General features: G+C 59.0%; 13 protein-coding genes and 1 pseudogene. 10 read left to right on the forward strand and 4 right to left on the reverse strand.

Annotated features, from left to right (window positions below):
• Window positions 1-50: 50 nt before the first annotated feature.
• Complete coding sequence (locus HMPREF2708_RS09070; protein ID WP_070833997.1) at window positions 51-968, reverse strand: 2-dehydropantoate 2-reductase; 918 nt, start codon at window positions 966-968, stop codon at window positions 51-53.
• 262 nt (window positions 969-1,230) lie between these two features.
• Here HMPREF2708_RS09070 and HMPREF2708_RS09075 point away from each other — a divergent pair, with 262 nt between their 5' ends.
• The 9 genes and pseudogenes from HMPREF2708_RS09075 to HMPREF2708_RS09110 all read left to right on the forward strand — a co-directional run bounded on the left by HMPREF2708_RS09075 (window position 1,231) and on the right by HMPREF2708_RS09110 (window position 14,648).
• Window positions 1,231-3,351, forward strand: coding sequence for a glucose PTS transporter subunit IIA (locus HMPREF2708_RS09075; RefSeq protein WP_070833998.1), 2,121 nt, complete (start codon window positions 1,231-1,233; stop codon window positions 3,349-3,351).
• A 65-nt stretch (window positions 3,352-3,416) separates the two neighbouring features.
• Window positions 3,417-4,232: pseudogene (locus tag HMPREF2708_RS11300) on the forward strand (PRD domain-containing protein); the annotation flags it as partial.
• Window positions 4,233-4,409: 177 nt separating this feature from the next.
• Window positions 4,410-4,676 (forward strand): HPr family phosphocarrier protein, encoded by a 267-nt coding sequence (locus HMPREF2708_RS11305; protein WP_224433282.1) that lies wholly within the window; start codon window positions 4,410-4,412, stop codon window positions 4,674-4,676.
• An 89-nt stretch (window positions 4,677-4,765) separates the two neighbouring features.
• Window positions 4,766-6,457 (forward strand): phosphoenolpyruvate--protein phosphotransferase, encoded by a 1,692-nt coding sequence (gene ptsP, locus HMPREF2708_RS09085; RefSeq protein WP_070834000.1) that lies wholly within the window; start codon window positions 4,766-4,768, stop codon window positions 6,455-6,457.
• Between the two features lie 465 nt (window positions 6,458-6,922).
• Window positions 6,923-8,326, forward strand: coding sequence for a branched-chain amino acid transport system II carrier protein (gene brnQ / locus HMPREF2708_RS09090; RefSeq protein WP_070834001.1), 1,404 nt, complete (start codon window positions 6,923-6,925; stop codon window positions 8,324-8,326).
• A gap of 80 nt (window positions 8,327-8,406) precedes the next feature.
• The gene (locus HMPREF2708_RS09095) at window positions 8,407-9,651 is read left to right on the forward strand and encodes a dicarboxylate/amino acid:cation symporter (RefSeq protein WP_070834002.1); all 1,245 of its coding nucleotides are present in this window, start codon (window positions 8,407-8,409) and stop codon (window positions 9,649-9,651) included.
• Window positions 9,652-9,774: 123 nt separating this feature from the next.
• Window positions 9,775-11,223 (forward strand): threonine synthase, encoded by a 1,449-nt coding sequence (gene thrC / locus HMPREF2708_RS09100; RefSeq protein WP_070834003.1) that lies wholly within the window; start codon window positions 9,775-9,777, stop codon window positions 11,221-11,223.
• A 135-nt stretch (window positions 11,224-11,358) separates the two neighbouring features.
• Entirely contained in the window at window positions 11,359-13,143 is a 1,785-nt protein-coding gene (locus HMPREF2708_RS09105; protein ID WP_070834004.1) for a thiamine pyrophosphate-binding protein, read from the forward strand.
• 77 nt (window positions 13,144-13,220) lie between these two features.
• Entirely contained in the window at window positions 13,221-14,648 is a 1,428-nt protein-coding gene (locus HMPREF2708_RS09110) for an MFS transporter (RefSeq protein WP_070834005.1), read from the forward strand.
• 29 nt (window positions 14,649-14,677) lie between these two features.
• Here HMPREF2708_RS09110 and HMPREF2708_RS09115 read toward each other — a convergent pair whose 3' ends face one another.
• The 3 genes from HMPREF2708_RS09115 to HMPREF2708_RS09125 form a co-directional block, all read right to left on the reverse strand.
• On the reverse strand, window positions 14,678-16,900 hold the full coding sequence (locus HMPREF2708_RS09115) for a hypothetical protein (RefSeq protein ID WP_070834006.1): 2,223 nt from the start codon (window positions 16,898-16,900) through the stop codon (window positions 14,678-14,680).
• A 98-nt stretch (window positions 16,901-16,998) separates the two neighbouring features.
• Window positions 16,999-20,181: a bifunctional [glutamine synthetase] adenylyltransferase/[glutamine synthetase]-adenylyl-L-tyrosine phosphorylase gene (locus tag HMPREF2708_RS09120; protein ID WP_070834007.1), complete on the reverse strand. Its 3,183-nt coding sequence runs from the start codon at window positions 20,179-20,181 to the stop codon at window positions 16,999-17,001.
• Window positions 20,182-20,243: 62 nt separating this feature from the next.
• On the reverse strand, window positions 20,244-21,584 hold the full coding sequence (locus tag HMPREF2708_RS09125; RefSeq protein ID WP_005511085.1) for a glutamine synthetase family protein: 1,341 nt from the start codon (window positions 21,582-21,584) through the stop codon (window positions 20,244-20,246).
• A 140-nt stretch (window positions 21,585-21,724) separates the two neighbouring features.
• Here HMPREF2708_RS09125 and panB point away from each other — a divergent pair, with 140 nt between their 5' ends.
• On the forward strand, window positions 21,725-22,534 hold the full coding sequence (gene panB, locus HMPREF2708_RS09130; RefSeq protein WP_246840401.1) for a 3-methyl-2-oxobutanoate hydroxymethyltransferase: 810 nt from the start codon (window positions 21,725-21,727) through the stop codon (window positions 22,532-22,534).
• Window positions 22,535-22,560 lie beyond the last annotated feature (26 nt).

The raw sequence follows: 22,560 nt of genomic DNA on the forward strand, positions 1-22,560 counted from the left end.
GTCTTTCCAATCCCCCAATTCCGGTTTGATTTAACTGCGCGCCGCAGCTGTTAATCCTTGTGGTTCTGTTGACGCCCAACCAGAGCGCCATACACCAGATCGAGTGTCGGTGTTTCCACTGACACCTTCTGCCCCATCCGGCGGATTGCGCCAATCTGGGCATCGAGCTCATTGGCAAGGCCTTCGGTGTAGTCACGCTGCATCGACGAGGTGTTGTCGTACCCCTGAGCATCAGTAAAGGCCAAGGTCCGCGACACGATGTCCTCTGGCAGCGCGACACCGCAGGCTCGACCAACTGCTTCAGTTTCTTCAAACATCCGCGTCAAGCTGTCGCGCATTTCCGAACGCAAGTAACCAATCGGGCTATCAGCCAGGGCACCTAGTGCACCGAGGTTAGCCACGAACATCGCTTTTGCCCAGATATCGACCCAGATATCCGGGAGCTGTTCGCCACCGAGCCCAGCCGTGTGCAATGCCTCGATAACTTCCCCGACCAGGTCATTAGTGGAGCCATCGAATGTGCCGATGTTCAGGCTCATCGGTCCTGGGCGGAAGGTAACTTCCGCCGGGCCAGTGTGGATAAAGAAACCGCGGATAACACCCGGGAACACCTTGTCCTCACCGAACCGCCCCGCTGCCAAATAAGGGATTTCCACCGAGTTATGGGTGGTCACAACCGTGGCTCCAGCCGGAACTTGTGGGAAAGGATCGTTGCCCGGCAGCGCCTTGGTTGCCGCAATCACAACATCGACGCCGATGCCATCGGCAGTGAGTTCGTCCCAGTTGTCGGCTGCCTTAACAGGGATAATGCTGCGTTCCCCGTGCTCGTCGATAAGCGTGAGCCCCACCTCACGAAGACGTGTCAGGGTCTCACCGCGGGCGAGAAAGACAACATCATAGCCCGCTTGCACGAGGCGACCGCCAAACCAGCCGCCCACAGCTCCTACACCTAAAACTCCAATCCTCATAGCTGCCACCTTACGACTTCCGTGTTGAGCGCGAAGGAAGTTGCATTCGGTTGTCCACAGGCAATCCGGGCTATCCCCAAATGTGAAAATTGGACTTGAATTACTACCTTGTCAAAACTATGTAAAGCGGAGTAGGGTCGAAATCAATAGATATCAACCCAGGGTTGTTACTCTTTTGAGGCAAGACCTGAGGCCCACAGTTTGTGGTGCCTCGGGTCTTTTTTGCGTTTAACGGCCCTGTTTACCGCGAAGGAAGGTCACGATGGGGTCGTCAAAAGATTCCAGCGCGAGGGCAATAGTTGAAAACCTCGGTGGACCCGGAAACATCACAAGCATGACACACTGTGCGACGCGTCTGCGTTTTGAACTCGGTGATGTCTCCAAGATCAACGAGGACAAGATTGACAAGGTGCCGGGCGTACTCGGCGTCGTTCACCAGGGCGACAACCGTTACCAGGTCATCTGTGGCGGTGGTGTCGAGTCGATGTACACGGCAATTAAGCACCTGCCAGAGATGAAGGGGGCGGGCGCGGTCGCCACTAAGTCCGATGCAGACGTAAAGGCAGAAGCCCGCTCGAAGGCACGCGGCAAGTATTCCTGGCTGGATAACTTCTTCGAGTACCTCTCGGATTCGTTCCGCCCAATCCTGGGCGTGCTGCTGGGTGCATCGCTGATCATCGCGATTGCCGCAGTTCTCGATGGTCTGAATATCGTCGACTTCCGCGCTGACGATAAGTCCGCCACCTGGGTTTTCGTCGATGCCATGTGGCGCAGCGTCTTCTACTTCCTGCCAATCATGGTCGCCTACAACGCAGCGAAGAAGTTGCGGGTAGATCCATGGCTGGGCGCGGCCATCATGGCTGCCCTGATGACTCCGGAGTTTATGAGTCTGCAGGATACTGAGCGCTTCTCCGACACCGTCCGGACAGTCAACGAGGAACTGGGCACCGAGGCATTCACCGCCAACATCTTCGGTCTGCCGATGCAGCTCAATGACTACGGTGGACAGGTCTTCGTACCGCTAATCATGGTGGCAATCCTTGCTGTGGTCTACCACGGTCTGAAGAAGGTCTTCCCGGAGAATGTGCAGATGGTCTTCGTGCCGTTTATCTCCATGTTGATTATGATTCCGTTGACCGCTTTCCTCATCGGCCCACTGGGCATCTGGCTTGGTAACGGCATCGGCTCTGGCCTAGCATGGATGAACTCGAACGCACCGTTTGTGTTCGCAATTCTGATCCCGATGCTCTACCCGTTCCTCGTACCGCTTGGCCTGCACTGGCCACTGAATGCGCTGATGCTGGTCAATATCCAGACTCTCGGCTACGACTTCATCCAAGGCCCAATGGGCGCCTGGAACTTCGCCTGCTTCGGCGCCACTGCCGGTGTGCTGGTTCTTTCCATGCGCGACCACGACACTCAGATGCGCCAGACTGCAACAGGCGCACTCGCTGCGGGTCTGTTCGGCGGTATCTCCGAGCCGTCTCTCTACGGTATTCACCTGCGCTTTAAGAGGATCTACCCGCGTATGCTGCTCGGCTGTTTCGCCGGCGGTCTGACAATCGCCATCCTCTCCGCGCCGTACGGTGGCGTGACCACCAACGCCTTCGTCTTTACCTCTCTGATTACCACTGTCGTGTTCAAGCCAATCTGGGTCTACTTGATCTCCATTGCAGTGGCGTTCTTCGTCGCCATGTTCGCAATCATCCTCACCGACTACCGCACGCCGGAAGATAAGGCTGAGGCCGAGGCCGCACGCGCCGCAGAGCTTGACGACGAGCCCAGCGACGACACCCCACACGCTGCCTCAGGTGACTCCGCTTCCGCTCCCGCTGGGACTCCAGGTGAAAGCGGCGCCAACACCGAGGCTGTCGCACCGGCTGCCGCAGCAGCTGGCGCCGGTGGTGCCGCAACGGCCGTTGCTACCAAGCCTGTACAGGTACAGGCCCCAGTTGCCGGTGAGGTTGTTAACCTTGCCGATGCCGGCGACGCGGTCTTTGCCTCCGGTGCTCTCGGTGACGGTGTCGGAATCAAGCCGACCAATTCGACCGTGGTCGCCCCCGTATCGGGCACGTTGATGACCGTGGCCAAGACCGGTCACGCCTTCGGCATTAAGACCGATGACGGTGTGGAGGTACTCGTCCACGTCGGTATTGACACGGTCAAGATGGCCGGTGAGGGCTTCGATGTCCAGGTTTCCAAGAAGCAGCACGTCGAGGCCGGCGATGTTCTTGCCGAAGTCGATTTCGACAAGATCAAGGAAGCTGGTTACCCAACCACGACGCTGATGACCATCACCAATACCAAGAAGCTGACCAAGGTTTCCCCGGTCACCGGCATCACCGTCCACGCCGGCGACACCGTCATCGAAGTTCAGCCATAATTGATTTCTAGAAGGCATACCGGCCTGAAATCCCTCAACTTATGGAGGAGTTCACGGTTACCGACATGGAAATCTTAAGAGTATTCAATAACAACGTGGTCCTGGCCAAGGACGCGACCGGCGAGAAAATCATCACCGGCCGCGGCATTGGCTTCAAGGCCCGCCCGGGGCAGTCGGTTGATTCGAGCAAAGTTGTTCGAATCTTTGTCCCAGCGGAAGGCCGCGATCCGGACCATATTGCCACGATGCTCACAGAGATTCCGTTGGCCCACATCACTCTTGTGACCGATGCGGTAACCGCGGCCGGTCTGCCGGAATCAATGACAAAGAACGCTTCCCTTCTTGTGGCGTTGGCCGATCACATTGGTTTCGCCATCATGAGGGCAGCTAACGGGCAGCAAGCTGATTACCCGCTGCTCGCGGAAGTCAGCCAACTTTATAGTGAAGAGTACGCGCAGGCGCAGGCCATTTTGTCGCATATCAATCGCGCTCTCAATGACCGTCGTATAGCGCCATTGCCCCGCTCAGAATCGGTGGCAATTACGTTACACCTGGTCAATGCTGGTTTTTCTACGGGCGATTTGAGCTTCACCTACACCATGACGGGCGTGCTGCAGCAGCTGCTCACAATCATTGAAAGTGATTTTGGCATCACGCTGGAGCCAGAGACTGTCAATGTGGGGCGCTTCATCACGCACCTGCGCTACCTGTTCGTCCGGATCGCCAAGCATGAGCAGTTGAAAGACCACTCCTCCGCTATTGGCCAGGCCATCCGTGACTCTTCCCCAGAGGCATATCGTTGCGCACAGCGCATCTCCGCAGTCATTGAACTGCGTCTGGGGTCGGAGCTAACGGAAGACGAAATTTCCTACCTCACCCTGCACATTGCACGCATTGTGCAGGCAGCGGCTGTATCTCCCACCGCCTCCAGGGCTTCCCGGAGCGTGCGCGACGTTGATGCTAAGCAAGCACCAGCGGGCGGCGCACCCGCGGTGGGGTGTACAGGCACTGTGCCTGAGTCAGAGAATTTCACACACTCGACCCGAAAGGATTCAACCATGATTACTCGTACCGCGACCATCGGTTCCTCCGTAGGCCTGCACGCTCGCCCGGCTTCCCTGTTCACTCAGGCTGCTGCTGAGTACGACTACGACATTGTCATTTCTCTGGATGACGAAGAGGCCGATGCCGCTTCGATTCTGGAGGTCATGACCCTCGGCGCTAAGCACGGTGATGAAGTCACGCTGAGCTGTGAGGACGACTCCGCAGCTGCAGCTCTGGACGAGCTCGCTGCCATGCTCGAGCGCGACCTGGATGCCGAGTAAGCCCAGCTAAAACACTCCTGGATAACACCACGGCACACCACGACCGACGGGGTCTCCCCGCAAAGGTCCCGAAAAGGAGATCGGAAGCAATGAACGAGCAGCACACTGTCATCTATGGCATCGGTGTCTCGACCGGTACGGCCAGCGCTGAAGTAGTAAAGGTACTCCCCGCTCCGGGAGTTGATACTCAAGAGCCATCGTCGACCGACCCTGTCGCCGATGGTGAGCGCGTTCGCGAAGCGATGGCCAACGTCGCAGAGTCGCTGAAGAAGCAAGCTGAGCATTCCAGCCCGCAGGCACGTCCGATTCTGGAGGCTACTGCGCAACTGGCTTCCGATAGGGCGCTCGTCAAGGCCGTGGTGAAGAAACTTAAGGCGGGCTCCGGCGTCACCCAGGCAGTTCACGATGCCGTTGAGGACTACGCGCAGCTCCTTGCAAGTCTCGGCGGCTACATGGCTGAACGTGTCACCGACCTTTACGATGTTCGCGACCGCACGATTTGCGAGCTGCGCGGTCTGCCAAAGCCGGGCGTCCCGGATGTCTCCACCCCAACTATTCTGCTTGCCGACGATCTCGCGCCCGCCGAAACCGTGGGGCTTGATCCCGAGTTGGTCGTAGGCATTGCCACCGCTGGTGGCGGGCCGACCAGTCACACGGCTATCCTCGCAGCTCAGCTGGGCATTCCGGCCGTCGTTAAGGCGAAGGGCGTCATGGAACTTGAGGCCGGTACCCTTGTCGCCATTGACGGTGGCGCCGGTGAGGTGATTGCGAATCCGACCGCCGATGAGGTCGCCGAGTTGGAAGAGCGCGCTCGTCGCCGGGAAGCCGCCCTGGCGCAGTCTGTGGGCGCAGGCAAGACCGCTGATGGTTACCCTGTGAATCTGCTGGCCAACATTGGTACGGCGGAAGATGGTGAGTCTGCAGCAGCGCAGGATAATGAGGGCACAGGTCTGTTCCGTACTGAGTTTCTTTTCCTCGACCGCGACAAGGCTCCGAGTTTGGAAGAACAAACGGAAACCTACACTCGTGTGCTGAAGGCATTCGGTGAGCGCCGCGTGGTTGTGCGCACACTGGATGCGGGCGCGGATAAGCCGCTGAGCTTTGCCGACCTAGGCGAGGAAGAAAACCCGGCGCTGGGTCGCCGCGGACTGCGCCTGTCGCAGGCTCGGGAAGATTTGCTGGATACGCAGCTGGATGCACTCGCCGCTGCGTTTGATGCCACCGGCCGCAAGGCTGACCTGCGGGTTATGGCTCCGATGATAGCAACGGTCGAAGAAACAAAGTGGTTTGCGGACAGGGCGCGTGAGCGTGGCCTGCCGAAGGTCGGCATCATGATTGAGGTCCCCGCAGCAGCAATTCGCGCGAAGCAGCTGCTGTCCATTGTGGACTTTGCCTCCATTGGTACTAACGACTTGTCGCAGTACACTATGGCGGCCGACCGTATGCAGGGGGCTCTGGCGGATCTGCTTTCCCCGTGGCAACCAGCGGTACTGCAAATGATTAAGTCCGCATGCAAGGGCGGCAATGCTACCGGCAAGCCGATTAGTGTCTGCGGTGAAGCCGGCGGTGACCCGCTGCTGGCACTGGTCCTGGTGGGTCTCGGCGTGAGCTCGCTGTCCATGGCTTCCAAGAAGGTGCCGGCCGTCCGCGCCGCTCTCCGCCTCCACGACCGCGCTACTTGCCAGCAGATGGCAGCGTACGCTGTCGATGCCGAGACTGCGGCTGATGCGAAGGCCGCAGTGACCGCGCTGGTGGATCCGAAGGTGAAGGATCTGCTGTAGAGCGACGGAATTATTACTGAGCCTGGCGCACACACGGTCAGCGTAAAAGTGTGTGCCAGGCTCTTTCTTTATTGGCGCGTCGATCGATCACGAGCAGCGAACTCTCTGGGCAATTTCTTGATTTTCGCTCTCTCGAACGCCCGATTAGGATAAATAGAGTGCCTTCGTCGGCACCACCAACGCCGTCGAAGCCCCTTAATAGTTCAAATAAAGACGGCTCATACAAGCCGCAACTTAATTCACGCATCAGGCTCCACCCAGCCCGTGACAATTCACAATTTCACATTAAAGTGTCAGTTTTCGACATCGTGGCCTTTCATCTACATGGGCACACGAACTGCAATTGCGCTGCTGTAACGGGCGTTTGCGCCACCGCAGCACCAGCAACAACGGCGTCGCCACAGCAGCATGCAGCATCGCCCTTGACCTTACGGGCGACACTAATTTAGAAAGAACACAATTCTCATGACCAAGTCGAGCGGAGTGGAGTCCTCGAAGTCTTTCGCTTCCATAATCGTTGTTACAGCGCTCATGCTGTTTTCGATGTTCTTCGGCGCGGGCAACCTCATCTTCCCGCCGAAGCTCGGAGTGGATTCCGGTACCAACTTTGGCCCCTCAATCACCGGCTTCCTGCTCACCGGTGTGGCGTTGCCAGTTCTGGCCATCATTGCGATCGCCATTTCAGGCAGCAATTTACGTGACCTAGCGTTCCGCGCGGGCCGCATCTTTTCCCTGGGCTTCCCAGTAATCGCATACCTTTCTATCGGTGCTTTCTACGCTCTGCCGCGTACCGGTGCCGTGTCGTATGAAACCGGTGTCCAGCCGATTTTCGGCAGTGATTCGCTGGCCGCCGCTGCGGCGTTCTACTTTGTTTTCTTCGGTATCGCCTTGGCATTGGCGTGGAATCCGAATGAAATTGTGTCCAAGCTGGGCAAGATTCTCACCCCGGCTCTGCTGATTCTCTTGGTTGTATTGGTTGGGATGTCGGCCTTCAAATTCGATGCCGCTTCGGCTGGGCCAATTGAAAAGTACTCCTCTACCCCATTTGCCTCCGGCCTAGTCGAGGGCTACCTGACCATGGACTCCATCGCCGGCCTGGCATTCGGCATCATTGTCATTTCTGCCCTCCGCGTCAGCGGTGTCCCAGAGGGCAAGCGTATGGTTCGCGGCACAATGATCTCAGGTCTGTTCGCCGGCATTTTGCTGGCCATCATCTACTTGGGTCTGGGATATGTCGGCCAGGTGCTGCCGAATGCCGCCTCCTTCGATAACGGCTCGGGCATCCTCGCAGAGGCTTCCAAGCAGGCCATGGGACAGGGTGGTCAGATTGTCTTCGGTCTCATCGTCCTGCTGGCCTGCATGACCACGGCTGTTGGCCTGATTGCCGCAACCAGCGAGTTCTTCAATCTGCTGCTTCCGGGGATCAGCTACAAGGCCTGGGCGATTGTCTTCACGGTCATGTCCTTCGTCATGGCAACACAGGGGCTGTCTCAGGTACTGGCGATTGCCGCGCCGATTATCACTTTCATCTACCCGCCGGCAATCACGCTGATTGCTCTGACAATTCTCGACCCAGTCATTTCCTACTCCTTCAAGCTGCATTACACCTACCGTCTGGGTGTCTGGGTTGCCACCATCTGGTCGGGTATCTCGGTGCTCTCCGGCCTGGGCGTTGGCCGCACCGCACTGGCGGACTTCCTCAGTCTCGTCCCGGGCCAGGCCATCGAGTTCGGATGGTTCCTGCCGACTCTGGCAGCGACGGTGATTGGTTACGCAATTGACGTCGTCACGCGGAAGCGGCGCGCAAATCGCCCGGCGAGTGTACTTGCCGACGCTCCCGTCGCAGAAGAGGTAGCCGAGAAGGCTTAAAACTACACCCGGTTATTTGCGTTGCATAACGTAAATACCGCACGCTAGAGAAGTAAATTCCATCCGAACAAGGATTGACTATGAGTACCCGAATGCGTTTTACGCAAACGCTCCTTTTCCGCGTTATTGTCGCGATTATTCTGGGCATTATCTGCAGCTTTTTCTTCCCGGAATGGCTGGCTCGGATTTTTGTAACCTTCAATGGTCTGTTTGGTAATTTTCTGGGCTTCTTTATCCCAGTGCTGATTTTTGCCCTCATCACGCCGGCGATTGCCAGCCTGGGCCGTGGTGCCGGAAAGTGGTTGGGTATTACCACTGCTATTGCCTACGGTTCGACGGTGTTTTCGGGCCTATTGGCCTACGCCGCTACCCAGGGGCTCTACCCTTGGCTGCTCGGCGCTGATCAGGCCGGTGCATCGGTGGATATTGATGAGGGCGCGCTGGAGAGCTTCTTCAATGTAGAGATGCCACCGCCGTTTGACGTCATGACCGCCCTGCTGCTGGCTTTCACGGTCGGCGTGGCGATGACCACCGTGAAGTCGGACTCGCTCTACCGCGGTGCGACGCAGCTGCGCGATGTGATTATGAAGATCATCTCGGCGTTTATCATCCCGCTGCTGCCGATTTACATCTTCGGCATGTTCCTGTCTATGGGCATGAACGGCAACCTGACCACGACGCTGTCGATGTTCTTCAAGGTGCTCGTTCTGGCAGTCATCGGCACCGTGCTTCTGTTGGCAATCCAGTTCTCCATCGCTGGTGCCATCGCTGGCCACAGCCCGTGGAAGTCTCTGAAGAACATGCTGCCGGCCTACGCCACCGCACTCGGCACCTCGTCCTCGGCAGCTACCATTCCGGTGACTTACAAGGCCGCGCTGAAGAATGGTGTCTCGGAGAAGGTCGCTGGCTTTACCGTGCCGCTGTGCGCGACCATTCACCTGGCCGGTTCGATGATGAAGATCACTCTGTTCGCGTTTGCGGTGATGTTCATGGCGGACAAGCCGGTTTCGCCGGGTATGGCCATCGGCTTCATTCTCACTTTGGGTATCACCATGATTGCGGCTCCGGGCGTTCCGGGTGGCGCAATTATGGCCGCGGTCGGTGTGCTGCAGTCCATGCTCGGCTTCGATCAGGAGCAGGTCGCTTTGATGATTGCCTCCTACATCGCCATCGACTCCTTCGGTACCGCATGCAATGTCACTGGTGACGGCGCAATTGCCATGATCGTTAACCGCTTCGCCAAGGATGATGTCATCGACCGTTCCGAAGAGCTCAGCTTCGACGCGGAAGTGGCCAATTCCGCATCTTCCACAGCCGAGGCCTGACTGGCTTCAGTGCATATGTAAAAATTAAAGAAAACATCCACCGGTCGACCCCGTCGCAATCTTTCACAAGGCCTTCTTATAGGCCGATGCGGCGGGTGTTGGCATACATGTAAGGGGCCCGCCTTGGACTTCATTTCGACTCGCGACCCAGAGCGCACGCCGTACAAGTTCTCAGACATTCTCCTGGGAGGTCTCGCTAACGACGGTGGCCTCTACCTGCCGGTCGAGTACCCACAGGTTGACGATGCCACTTTGACGCGTTGGCGCTCCGTGCTTGTCGACGACGGTTACGCAGCCTTGGCTGCAGAGGTCGTCAGCCTTTTTGTGGACGACATTCCGCTGGAGGATTTGCGCGGTATCTGTGCACGGGCGTACACCTACCCGAAGTTTTCCGATCCGGATATTGTGCCGGTGACGAAGCTGGAAGATCAGCTCTACATCGGTCACTTGTCCATGGGCCCCACAGCGGCATTCAAGGATATGGCGATGCAGCTGCTCGGTGAGTTCTTCGAGTATGAGCTGGCTCGTCGTGGCGAGACCCTGAATATCCTCGGCGCCACCTCTGGTGACACGGGTTCCTCGGCCGAGTACGCAATGCGTGGCCGTGAGGGAATCAGCGTGTTCATGCTAACTCCGGCTGGCCGAATGACCGCTTTCCAGCAAGCTCAGATGTTTGGTCTACAGGATGCCAACATTCACAACGTTGCCCTCGACGGTGTCTTCGATGATTGTCAGGACATCGTTAAGGCTGTCTCCGGTGACTTGGATTACAAGGCCAGCCGCCACATTGGCGCAGTCAACTCCATCAACTGGGCTCGCCTGATGGCTCAGATTGTGTACTACGTCTCCTCGTGGATTCGTGTCACTGGCGGCAACGGTGCTGAGGCCGATAACTCGCAGAAGGTCAGCTTCAGTGTGCCGACCGGCAACTTCGGTGATATCTGCGCTGGTCATATTGCACGTCAGATGGGTGTGCCAATTGACCGCCTGATTGTGGCTACCAATGAAAACGATGTTTTGGATGAGTTCTTCCACACGGGCGCCTACCGCGTGCGCAGCGCTGCGGAGACACAGGCGACTTCTTCCCCATCGATGGATATCTCCCGCGCGTCTAACTTCGAGCGTTTCATCTTCGATCTGCTGGGGCGCGATGCTGAGCGCACTGTAGGCCTCTTTGGTGTCAAGGTCAAGGAGGGCGGCTTCTCTCTTACTGCTGATCCGGTTTTCCCGGAGGCTTCTGCCCAGTACGGGTTCCTCTCCGGTCGCTCCACCCACGCTGACCGCGTCGAGACCATCAAGGACTGCTGGGAGCGCCTGGAGGTCATGGTCGATCCGCACACCGCTGACGGCATCCACGTCGCCCGCGGTCTGGTAGATCAGGTGTCCACCCCAATTGTCTGCCTGGAGACCGCCCTGCCGGTGAAGTTCTCCGAGACAATCCTGGAGGCCACCGGACGCAAGCCGGACTGCCCGGAGCGTTTCGCGGACATCATGAATGCCCCGCGCCGCGTCACCGAGCTACCGAATGATGTCGATGTGGTGAAGAAGTTCATCGACGACAACGTGGCTTAAAACCTGGCAAAGCCCAACGCCCCCCCCATTCGCGCAGCAGCGATGTGGAATAGTGCCCTCTTTTTTAAGGGCAAACGGCATTATCTTGGGCTATAGGGCTGTTATTACCCCCGTGATTACCTCACAATTGTTCACATGAGTTTCACTCGAGTTAATAGCCGTCCTAAGCCCCACGCGCCCGCTTCCTCCTCGCAGGAAGGTTCCCAAAAGATCACCACGGTCTCGCAGGCGCTGGCCGACACACTGGCCCAGCGCTGTGACCACTGCTTCGGTCTCATCGGAAACGCGAACTCCCACTTCACGTCAACCCTTACTGAATCGGGTTTCGGCTACTCCTCCGTCCGACACGAATCGGCTGCTGTCGGGGCCGCCGATGCCTTCCACCGTGCAGGCGGAGGGCTTGCTATCGCGACCGCCACTTGCGGCGCAGGATTCACCAATGCGCTAACCACTCTGGCCGAGGCTCGCGTAGCCCGTATCCCGCTTATTTTTGTCGTCGGCACGCACCCGGAACGCCCCCGCCCCTTTGACCTCAATCAGGCGGCGCTCCTCGATGCCCTCGACGTCTGCCATCGCACTGTTACTCCCGAGTCCGCGCTTGACGACGCAAACTTTGCGGTCCAGCACGCGCTGAGGTCTCGGCAGCCTGTCGTGCTGCTGCTCCCCTATGACATCCAAGAAGCACCGATAACGGCATCTGCGTCTGAAACACAGTCGGCTAACCAGGAGCATCTACACACCAGCAGACCAGAATGGTTAGAGTCAACTGTCACGTCGCTGGCAGCGGAACTGCAGGCTGCCCACCGCCCTCTCATTATGGCTGGTAGAGGTGTATTGCTCTCTGATACCGCAGAGCTAGTCCGCCGCATCGGGGACAGTGTAGGGGCACTGTTTATGCACTCGGCGATGGCTCGTCATGTGCTTTCCAGCCCATGGCAGATCGGCACCGTGGGCGGTTTTGCGCACGCGTGGCAGGTGGAGCTAGCCCGACAGGCCGATGTGGTGCTGTTCCTGGGAGCAAGTTTCAACGCTTTCCAAAACCGTGGCGGCAACATGTTTGCACCGGACGCGAAGATTATCCAGGTTGTCGACGAGCCCCATCCCGCCGCTCAGCCATCGGTGACACCGCTATTGGCTAAGTTGGAGGAACTTCTGCCCGTCCTGGCAGAGCGGCTGGAGGAGCCCCTGGAATCTCGGGCGCAGACAGCCAAAGATAGCGCAATGGGTGAGGCGCTGGGATCGTCGTCAAGCACATGGCGTGCGGAGTTGAAGACGCTGCCGACGACAGCGGAGGTCGAGTCGCTGACGTGTGCGGATGGCCGGTTGGATCCGCGGGCGTGCCTGCAGTACCTGAATCGTGTCCTGCCCAACCAGCGCGCTGTGTGTACCGACGGTGGGCATTTCCTGGGGTGGGTTCCAAAATTTCTCGATGTGCCTGGACCGCAGCAGCAAGTGATTGTCGGCACGGCGATTCAGTCAATTGGTTTGGGCATGGGCTCGCTTGTCGGCCTCGCGGCGGCACGGCCCGAGGACTATTGCGTGCTAGTCGCCGGTGACGGTGGCGGCACGATGGGTATTGCGGATCTACCTGCGGCGATTGAGCAGCTGCGGCGTGGTCGTGGCGGTTGTGTGGTGTTCATTAACGATGCTGCCTACGGCGCGGAGCTGCATCAGTTTGGCGATGTCGGGTTGGACACCTCGTCCATGGAGATTGCCGACTACGACTTCGCCGCAGTCGGGCGCGCCTATGGCGCTCACGGTTTCAGTGTCGGCAAACCTGAGGACTTTTCCCAGCTCGACGCCTATTTCCATGACGTTTCCAACTCCGATGAGGCTTCCGTTGCCGTAATTGATTTCAAGGTCTCACGGCTGGTGGTTGCGGACTTCGTGAAGGAAGTTCTGGCTAAGGCACAAAGGTAGTTTGCCGCGGGCATGATCGGGTCACCTAGACCCCCGGTGCGACCCCACTTCAGGCCGGTTAGTTGATGGGGTCTACAATGTGGCGAGTGGTAAAGCAGCGTAACGGTAACGATCAGATTTCATCAACAGATCAGCCCGCCACTGCGGTGGCAAAGGACCCGCGCGAGCACGTCACTGGCCGCGCGATTGCCGTCTGGCTGGCGGCGCTGATTACCTACATCGTTGCCATCGTCGGCCGCACCTCCATGGGTGTCGCTGGCGTCGAGGCGCTCGATCGCTTCCATATCAACGCCTCCCAACTCGCACTGTTCACCGCCGTGCAGGTTGGTGTCTACGCCCTGGCGCAGATTCCGACGGGCATCATCATTGACCGCGTCGGCGCCAAGAAAACCATGGTCGTGGGCGCACTGATTATGGCGCTGGGCCAGGTCATCATCGCGTTTACGACATCGTATCCGCTGGCTGTCATCGCTCGTGTGTTCATCGGCGCCGGCGATGCCACCGCATTCCTCGGTGCTATGCGCCTGCTTCCCGCCTGGTTCCCGCTGCGCGTCACTCCGCTGTTTACACAGCTCACGGCTGGTCTTGGCCAGCTCGGCCAGTTCATCTCTGCTGTCCCATTCCTCGCGATTCTGCACGCCGCAGGGTGGGTGCCCGCGTTCCTGTCGCTGAGCACCGCGGGTCTTCTCATCGCTATCGTAGGCATGATCGCGCTTGCCGACATCCCGGAGAACTCCTCCACAGTGGGGATGTCACTTCGTGAACGCCGCGCCGCCAAAAAGGCCGCGAAGACGGCTGCTGATGGCGGAGCCTCTGCCGCAGCCGATGAGAAGCTGACTATCGGCCAGACGCTGAAGATTGTGACCACTCACCCGGTGTGCTGGCAGGGTTTCTTCACGCACTGGACTGGTTTGATGCATCAGTGCATCTTCACATTGCTGTGGGGCATGCCTCTGATGATGCTAGGTATGGGGCTTAAGCCCTCCGAGGCCAGTGTGGTGCTGGTCATTAACACGCTGTCAGTAATTATCGCCGGGCCGTTGATGGGCATGGTGTCGGCACGCACCGGCCGCGACCGCATCAAGGTTGTTGTCGCAATCGCGTTTATCAACATGGCCGTCTGGATTGTGTTCCTGGCACCGAACAACCCACCAGCGTACTGGGCAATTATCGTGGTCAACATCCTCATGGCCGGTCTTGGTGCGATGTCCAACTTCGGCTTCGACTCAGTGCGCGAAGAGGTCGACCGCAAGGTACTCGCCACCGGCACTGGGCTGGCGAATATGGGCGGTTTTGTGGCCACCATGCTCGCTGCACAAGGTGTCGGCTTCCTGCTGGATATTGCAGCTCCCGATGGAAACTACACCTGGGAAACCTTCCGCATTGGCTGGTTGGCTGTCGTCGGTGTGTGGGTGATTGGTTTCGTTGGCCTGCTGGTCGCAAAGCGTGCGGCGGCACGCTTTGTCGCCCAGCAGAGCCGTTTTGAGCTGGAACCTACGGAGTAGGAACTGCAGGAAGCCGAGAGACAGAGCGGCTAGAACAGCGAAAGCTGCTCTGGCCCTTCCAGCCCCTCCGAGTTGTCCGAGTCGTCCGAGTCCTCCGCTTGCTCAGAGGAGTCTGCGTGGCCGCTATCCGCCGTGCGTTCGCTGCCATCGGTCTGAGCATCATGGGAAACGCGCTCACCGGTGTCAGTTTCGGGGGCTGCGTTCTCCGGGACGTCGTCAAGCGAAGGCGTTGATTCTACGGCCTCACGCTCATACATTTCCTGCAACTTCTCGGTCTTAGTAATGCGGACTAGCTCGGCGTAGATGACCAGCTTCATAGAACTATTGACCAGCGGCCCCAGCTGGGAAAACAGGACATCAACATCGCCGTCAACCGCGAGGCATGCGCGGCGCAGGCTCTCCTCGGAAATAATCCAGCGGGAGGTTTCCGCGCAAGTTTCGCGGTCACCGATGAAGTCCAACGCGAGAGCAACCTGATTACTGGCCACGCCATCCAGTGTGGCAGCCAGGCGCTCGTTAGGTGCGGCATCCTTGAACAGGCGGGCAATCTGGACTGCCTCCGCCGTCGGCACCTGGCCAGCGGCATACTCAGCGATGAGTTCAGCGATACGCTGAGCGCCGACGTGCTGATCAGTCAGCCAAATGTCGTGCAAGGCATACATGATGGCCATGGCCTGCCACGAGGCGTGCCCATGGTAGAGAATGCCCAAGATGCCGGCCTGCTCCAGCAGCCAACCGACCATCGCGTCCCCATCAGCGCCGTTGCGAGCGCAGAGGTTGTCGACATTCCAAGCCATATGCCCTTCGACGCAGCAGCCATAGAACTTCTGGTCTTCCTCCAGCTGTGCGGCCAGCGACACTACTTCACGTGCGGCAAACGGGTAGCCGTAAGCAAGGGTGGCATGCGACAAATCATCGACACCCACCGTCACCCACGGAAACTCACCGTGCCACGGACCGCGACCAACTAGGAAGCCCGCCACGAGATACGCCCAACGGGTCGAGGCATCGGCGTTGTACCAGTACTGCAGTGCGCGCGGAGTCGGATGCCCGCTGTCAGCGTGAATTAATCCCGCGTTGACCAGCATCTCCACAATCCAGGGCGCCGCGAAACCACTCGCGCCTATTGATGCTGCAAAGTCCTGAATCCACAGTAGGCTCGATTCCTCATACATGTGCAACGGGTCCTTCAGGCGCCCGTCGCCGCTGCCCGCAGCATCCATAAACGCCGAAGCAAACGCCACCGCAGCCACAGAAGCTTCGGTCAACTCCTTTGACTCCAGCGTTGCCGGGAAAGACTCCGTCGGATGCGGCTTACGAATCGACCACATGTCGCCCTTGAGCGCCAACGCGACTGCGCCCACCAGGCGGGCAACCTCTGTCGGCCCGTTGTGTGCTTCCGCCTCTTGCTCGAATACCGGCATTGCCGGTTCTTCAACCACAGTCAGCAGCAGACGCTCTTCGGCCCATCGCACCGCGTCGGCACGCAGTTCGGACCACATGTAGGAGGGCAAGTATTTCTCGTCGGTTGCCATCCAACGCAGCTCATTGCGAATATCCACCGGCGCTGTCATCACCAGCGCCCGCACCTTCACCGGATCGCAGAGGAAGCCTGCAATTTGCTCCACCTGGCGAGCCTGCAAATTTCGCACCGTCAAATCGCTGGCGTTCAGAGCTCGCGGAGCGCCCTCTCCCCGCGCGCTATCCGGCTCCAGCCCCATGCGCTCCATACGGCGACTCAGCACATCCGCTGGCATATTCGCCACCAGGTCGGCGACGCGGAAGCTGAGGCTCGGTTCCGCCGGGAACACCTCCGAAATATGTGGTGGCACATGCCACACGCCCGCCGGTTCCTCCCACACGAGCCCCTGGCGCTGGCCACGGCGTAGCACATGCTCAAGCTGCTGCTTGCCGACGCGACGACGTTTGCGGTCAACACCCTTCGGCGTATCGTGCGCCATCACGTCCGCATCCGATGCCCAATAGGCCACTTCTGTGAGGGTATCCAGCGATGCGGAATCCTCCAGAATATGAACTAAGTGAGCCACATCGAGAACATCGGGATCACAAAAAGACAGCGCGGTATGCGCTGAATCCTGTGACATCAGCAATTCCACCGCCTCTTGCCCAGCAGCTGAGGTGTCAGCTGCTGGGCACGTGCGGCTCAATAAAAAACGCAGGTCAGTGCCATCGAGGTTGAGAATGAAATCCTCATACCTAGGGCGTACCGAATAATCGACGTTGCGTTCCATAGCCCACCATTATGCCCGGTCGCCGTGCTAAGACAAAGGCTGCACCCCGCTGCCTCATAATGATCCTCGCAGCAAGGTTCGGCAGACCTCTGCCGGGGCTACTCGTGGTCGGGGTTCTCCTCACCCCAAAACACGCGATTGACGACACGGCTGGAGTGGCGAGTCAGACGCAAATAGTGCTCAATAAAACCGTTGGAATCCGATGCATCCCATCCTGCCGCACCTGCGACCTGAGTCAGCTGACGCCCCGGCTGCGGCAGCTGATCCGTGCGCTTACCGCGCGTGAGCACCAGTGCATTACGAGCATTCGTCGCCATCAGCCAGGCATCCCGAAGTGCGTCGGTATCCTCCGCATCTAGAATCTCGCGATCTTTCAGCACTTCCAGGCACTCCAGCGTCGAAGTGTTGTGCAACTCCGGCACTTCGTGGGCATGCAGCATGATTAGCAGCTGCACAGTCCATTCAATATCGGTCAGTGCGCCGGAACCGAGTTTGGTGTGGGTACGCCGATCAGCGCCGCGCGGCAGTCGCTCCGAATCAACACGCGCCTTCATACGACGGACATCGCGGACCATCTTGGCATCAGCTCCGCCCTGTGGGTACCTCAGCGGATCGATGGCTCTGAGGAAGCGGGTGCCCAGATCTTTGTCGCCGGCTATCCAGGTAGCACGTAGCAGTGCCTGAATCTCCCAGGTTTCACCCCAGCGCTCGTAGTAGGTCATATAAGAATCCAGGGTCCGCACAATCGGGCCCGAGCGTCCTTCTGGACGCAGGTCCACGTCGACCTCCAGTGGCGGGTCCTGGCTTGGCTTTGCCAGCCGACGACGCAACGAGTCACAAATCCTGGTTGCCCACTTGACCACCTCGGAATCGTCGACAAGCGGCGTTCCTTCGGCGTCCGTGCGGGGTTCACAGATAAACATCACGTCGGCATCGGAGCCGTAGCCCAGTTCAGCACCGCCGAGTCGCCCCATACCAATCACGGAGATAACGCCCGGGACCTCCGAGTCCGGATGCTCCAGCGACCACGCACGGATTTCGGCGGCGAGGGCAGCTTCGAGCACGTTGTCCCACACCATCGACAGAGAGTGACAGACCTCTTGCACATTCATCAGCCCGAAGAGATCCGCGGAGGCAATGCGCGCGAGCTCTGCACGGCGCAACGCACGTGCCACACCAATGGCCTTAGCTGGACTGTTGTGACGGGCAGCCGCTGCGACCAGCGCACGCCCGACTGCATCGGAGTCGGTATTCAGTAGCTTCGGCCCGGACGCACCGTCGCCGAACCGTTTAATTACGTCCGGCGCACTCATAATCAGATCAGACGCGTAGGGCGAAGAACCGAGTACGCGCATCAGCCGCTGGCCGACGACGCCCTCATCGCGCAGCGTTCGCAGGAACCACGTTTCGTCGTGGAGCTTCTCAGAGAGCTTGCGATAATTGAGCAGCCCCGCGTCGGGGTCTGGCGTCGACGATAGCCACTCCATCAGCGTCGGTAGGAGCATCGCCTGAATACGCGATTTGCGCGAGGTGCCTGCCGCCAGTGCAGAAAGATGCTCGTAGGCGCGATCCGGGTACTGGTAGCCCAGCGCGGCTAGCTGGCGCTTTGCCGCATCGGCCGATAGCTGCAGGGTTCCAATGTCCTGCTCCACCACGGAGTTCAGCAGTGGACGGTAGAAAAGTTTGTTGTGCAGGGAGCGGATCTGTGAGCTGGCCAGTCGAACCTGCTTGGCCAGCGGTTTGCTGGCATCGGTGCCGCCCTCACCGAGGATGCCAGAGGCCCGACCGAGCCACTGAAGAGCTTCGGTGTCGTCCTCGGCGGGCAACAAATGCGTTCGCCGCATCTTTTGCAGCTGCAGGCGGTGCTCCAGCAGACGGATGAATTCGTAGGCGTTAATCAGCGCGGCACCGTCTTCGCGACCGATGTAGCCAGCCTCGACGAGTGCGTCGAGCGCCATCACAGTTGGCAGCACACGGAGGCTATCGTCATAGCGACCGTGGACCAGCTGCAGCAGCTGTACCGCGAACTCGACATCACGCAGGCCACCGCGACCGAGTTTGAGCTCTCGGTAGCGAAGCTCTTCGGGGACGTTTTGGATCACGCGGGCGCGCATGCGTTGAACATCGTCGACGAAGGATTCTCGCTGAGAGGCGGTCCACACCATCGGGGCTAGAGCATCGATGTATTCGCGGCCCAACTCGACATCGCCCGTCATCGGCCGCGCCTTCAGTAACGCTTGGAACTCCCAGGTTTCAGCCCAACGCTTGTAGTAGGCGACGTGGGAATCCACGGTGCGTACGAGTGCACCTGACTTGCCCTCCGGGCGGAGATTCGCGTCGACCTCAAAGAAGCAGTGGCAAGAAATCCGGATAAATTCGCTGGCCAAACGAGTAGCTCGGGCATCCGCCGGCTCTGCGACGAATATGACATCCACATCGGAGATGTAGTTCAGCTCTTCCGCACCGCACTTGCCCATGGCGATTACGGCCAGGCGTGTTGAGACCGGCGACGAAGGAAAGACCTGTTGCACCGCGACAGAGAGCGCAGCAGTCAACGCCGCATCAGCCAAGTCACTGAGTGCCTCCGAGACCTGACGGAATGGGACTTGTGGCTGTCCAGGGCGGCGGGGACCCCGTGGGTACGTACCAGCCAAGTCGTGGCACGCAATACGCATAATCAAGTCTCGGTAGGCGCACTGCATCGCAACTTCGGCCTCACGGCCGGTGAGCTTCGCACGGTACAAACCGGGGCCTTCAAGCGTGGCGGGCGCAACGACCGGCTTGCGGTACTCCGGATCCTCCTGCTTTTCCAGACTGGCCTCATCAGTGAGTTCGATGACCTCGGGCACAGCCCCAACGCTGGAGAGCATCTCGCGGAACATGTCTGCCTCAGTGGGAAGCTCAGCTTGGAGCAGAACCCACTTTTCTGGGTGCGCAACCAAGTGATCGCCCAGTGCACTCGATCCCCCGAGCAGCGCAAACATACGCGTACGCAGCGGAACCTGCGCACGCATGGCCTCATCGAGGCCAGACCAGGTGGCCCAGTTCTCCAGCTTTCCATCCTGCTCCAGCTCGTCGAGAGCGCCTTTGAGCCGCACTAGTGCCATGAGCGCCAGCTTGGGGTCGCTGGCTCCGGCAAGCCCCCACAACAGCTGTAGGGACTCCTCGTTGTACCACCCCAAATCTTCCAGGTCAGCGCGCGTCCGATCGTCGTTACGCAAGCCCAGCGCTGCGGGCCGCGGCACTGACTGGCGGGATGTACGAGGTCGATTCATCACCATTGAAACTGGTCACCCAAAAAAACAAAATAAAGACGAAAAAGGAAAGGAGCGATGCGGGGAAACTAATAATCCAGGGTTGTGCGCAGCTCCCACTGCGTCACCTGACGCTGGAACTCGCGCCACTCGCGCCACTTATTGAGCAGGAAGAACTCGTAGACATGGTCACCGAGAGCATCGGCCACCAAATCGGAGCGTTCCATCTCCTGCAGCGCCACCTCCAGGGACGTCGGCAAATCGCGGTAGCCCATCGCACGTCGTTCCCGCTTGGTCAACTCGGAGATGTTGTCCTCTGCCTGCTCCGGAAGCTGGTAGCCCTCCTTAATTCCCTTCAAACCGGCGGCCAAAATCACCGAGTAAGCAAGATACGGGTTACAGGCCGAGTCCAAGGAACGAATTTCCACCCGGCGCGAATGTGCCTTACCCGGCGAGTACATGGGCACACGCACGAGAGCCGAGCGGTTGGCCATTCCCCAGGTCGCGGACGTCGGAGCCTCATCACCAAATGCCGTGCGCTTGTAGGAGTTAACCCACTGATTGGTCACAGCGGAAATTTCGCTGGCATGAGTCAGAATGCCGGCAATGAAACCCTTTGCGGTGTCGGAGAGCTGATTTTCATCATCCGGATCGTGGAATGCATTTGTGTCCCCTTCGAAGAGGGAAATATGCGTGTGCATGCCATTGCCCGGCAAGTCCTGGAAAGGTTTCGGCATGAATGTCGCCTGCACACCGTTTTTCATCGCAATCTGCTTAATGATGTAGCGGAAAGACATCACGTTATCCGCCATAGTCAGCGGATCGGCGTAGCGCAGATCGATTTCCTGCTGGCCCGGCGCGTTTTCGTGATGGGAGAACTCCACGGGGATTCCCATGTCTTCCAACACCGTGATCGCTTCTTGGCGAAAGCGGGGTGCGCGGTCGTAGACCGCCTGGTCAAAGTAACCGCCATTGTCCGTTGGCACCGGCGGCTTTCCATCAGTAGCCAGGCTCTCTACCAGGAAAAACTCAATCTCCGGGTGGATGAACGCGTGGAAGCCCTCGTCGGCAAGCGCCTTAATTTGGCGGCGCAGCACCTGGCGTGGATCTGCCCACGACGGCTGACCATCGGGCATGACAATGTCGCAGAACATGCGCGCGGACGTGATTGTGTCTTCTTTATGCAGACGCGGCATGACCTGGAACGTCGAGGGATCCGGTTGCGCAATGGTGTCAGCCTCGGAGACGCGGGAAAAGCCCTCTACCGCGGAGCCATCGAAACCGATGCCCTCTTCGAAGGAACCCTCGAGCTCAGCCGGTGCGACGGCAACGGACTTCAGATACCCCAAAATGTCGGTAAACCAGAGACGGATATAGCGGATATCTTGCTCTTCGATTGCGCGGAGGACGAATTCCTGCTGACTGTTCATACTTTCCAACGTTACCCAGGTGCCCGGATTCGCGGTACACATTTTGACCATCCGGCGTGGCTAGCCAACTGCCACACCCGCGTCATAACTGCTGCCCTCGTGGTCTCGAATTGCGTGTGACTATGGCATGCTCTATTGGCATGAGCGGAAAAAAGATTCGTCTGAATAATCTGGCCGAATGGAAGGCTGAGTCTCGCCCCTGGGCAATGCTGACTTGCTACGACTACTCCACCGCGCGCGCTTTTTCCGCCGCCGGTGTCGAGCTGCTACTGGTCGGCGACTCTGCAGCAAACGTTGTCTACGGCTACGACACCACCACCGAGATCACGCTGGAAGAAATGATTCCGCTTGCTCGCGGTGTCGTCCGAGGCGCTGGCAACGCACTTGTGGTTGCCGATTTACCCTTCGGCACTTACGAGGCATCCGATGAGCAGGCCGTGCTGTCCGCCGCGAAGATGATGCGCGAATCCGGCGCACACATGATCAAGATTGAAGGTGGCGTGCGCATCGCTCCGCGCATCCGTGCGCTGGTCAACGCCGGCATTCCGGTCATGGCGCACATCGGTTTCACTCCGCAGTCCGTCAACGCGCTGTCCGGCTTCAAGGTACAGGGACGCGGTGCGGGGGCGGAACAGCTGCGTGCCGACGCCCACGCGGTAGCCGATGCTGGTGCCTCGGCCGTGGTCCTGGAAATGGTGCCTGCAGATTTGGCCACTGAGATTACCCGTGAGCTATCCATTCCAACCTGTGGCATTGGCGCTGGTAATCAGTGCGATGGCCAGGTTCTCGTCTGGCAAGATGCCTTTGCAGTTCCGGCCGATGGCCGCAGGCCGTCGTTTAGTTCGGTGTTCGAAGAGGTCGGCGAGATGCTGACCAAGGGAGCTAAGGAGTACGTCGGCCAGGTGCACTCCCGCGAGTTCCCAACTGAGGCGCAGAACTTCTCGGGTTAGCTCTTCGATTCGGGGGTAGAATTGGT

Origin of the sequence: Corynebacterium sp. HMSC073H12 (genome assembly GCF_001837775.1) — a bacterium.
Classification (GTDB): Bacteria; Actinomycetota; Actinomycetes; order Mycobacteriales; family Mycobacteriaceae; genus Corynebacterium; species Corynebacterium amycolatum.